Origin of the sequence: Chryseobacterium sp. OSA05B (assembly GCF_019970065.1) — a bacterium.
GTDB lineage: Bacteria > Bacteroidota > Bacteroidia > Flavobacteriales > Weeksellaceae > Chryseobacterium.
The window spans coordinates 1-1,381 of record NZ_JAHXYH010000025.1 but is presented as its reverse complement, the minus strand read 5'-3'; the positions used below and the strand labels follow the sequence as shown (position 1 = coordinate 1,381).

The 1,381-nt window shown below is 37.4% G+C and carries 3 protein-coding genes; all 3 read right to left on the bottom strand.

The genetic code is table 11. The features are described from left to right. Nucleotides 1–582 (bottom strand): glycine betaine ABC transporter substrate-binding protein (locus tag LC419_RS23400; protein ID WP_223609616.1); only part of this gene is annotated, 582 nt, incomplete at its 3' end. Further along, on the bottom strand, nucleotides 579–1,055 hold the full coding sequence (locus LC419_RS23395; protein ID WP_223609615.1) for a RidA family protein: 477 nt from the start codon (nucleotides 1,053–1,055) through the stop codon (nucleotides 579–581). The genes LC419_RS23395 and LC419_RS23400, both read right to left, overlap by 4 nt. 5 nt (nucleotides 1,056–1,060) lie before the next feature. Beyond that, the coding region (locus LC419_RS23390) for a hypothetical protein (RefSeq protein ID WP_223609614.1) at nucleotides 1,061–1,381 on the bottom strand (321 nt) is incomplete at its 5' end.

Below are 1,381 nucleotides of genomic sequence, written 5' to 3'. Positions count from 1 at the left end.
TAATAAACCCTTTGGCTCTTCCAATGGAAAAATATCAAACATATGGTGAAGATACTGGGGATGCCATAAAGGTATAATGAAATTTTGCCTGGCTTTGAGCTGTGCTTCTACCAGATTGTTAAAATTTTCTGGTGAATTAGTGATAAATTCAAACCCAATATCTCCCAATCCATAATCATCCATAATTTCCAGGGAAAACCTGCTTATGCCAGCTCCCATCCCTATACCATTAATTTTTTTAGACATAATCGATGTAATTTCCCTCCGAGTTAAGTCGGCAATAGAAGTAACACCTTTTTTTGCAAAATAATCTGGGATACCCCAAATACAATAGGGCTCATATATAGCATTAAGTAAAAGCACCTCATCCAGGTACGGCGCCAAATATTTTGCGTGACTTCCAGGAAGCCATGCACTAATGAGCAGATCTATTTCTCCATTTTTCTGCATTTCAAATATCTGCTCATGCAGCTTACAGACTGTTTCTACCTCATATCCCAAGTATTCAAGTACATTATGAAAAACACCTGCAGTCACTTTGTGGAAAGAAAGATCTATAGCTCCTAAAATTATTTTTTTCATACTATTTCCGCAATCACATAAATAAGTACAGGCGCATCCAGTGGCGCTTGAGATATTCCCAATGCGGAACGGGTATGCAATCCCTTGACACCAAAAACTTCGTTGAAAATATCAGATGCACCGTCTAATACATCAGAGTGGGCACTGAACCCTTCTGCAGCCTGTATATGCCCATCAATGCGTACAATTTTTTGTATTTGGTTTAAATCGCCTACGGCATCCTTTAATTGTGCAATAGCATTTAGTGCACAAATTTTCGCACATATATACCCCTCTTCTATCGTCACATCCAGCCCTACTTTCCCCTTAAAAGCCAAATTGCCATATTCTCCATCTTTCCATGGTAACTGGCCTGAGGTATAAACCATATTGCCTGATATTACCCACGGTACATAATTACCAACTGCTTTGGGCGTTATTGGTGGAAATGAGATATTCATCTCCCGCAGCTTTCTCTCGACATCTTGATTCATATGTTTTATTTTTTAAATTCGACCGTAGAAAATATTAATGTTGTGAGACCAATATTTTCAAGATTGTGGATGAAAAAATTTTCTTCACTCAGATCCCAAAAACATTTAGTATATCCTTCAGCATATGTTGTTTCAACTATTTTCCCAGTGCTGTAATAAGAGCGAGATTTTCCACCAGACAAAGCAGTGTAGAAATAAGGTTTGCAGTGTTTATGAAAAGGCAGCGATTTTCCAGGATGTAAATGTATCGTCCATATTTTTATTTTTTCGTTTTCAAAAACAAGGTATTCACCTACACTTTGATTGTCTAAATTTTCTTCCAGAGA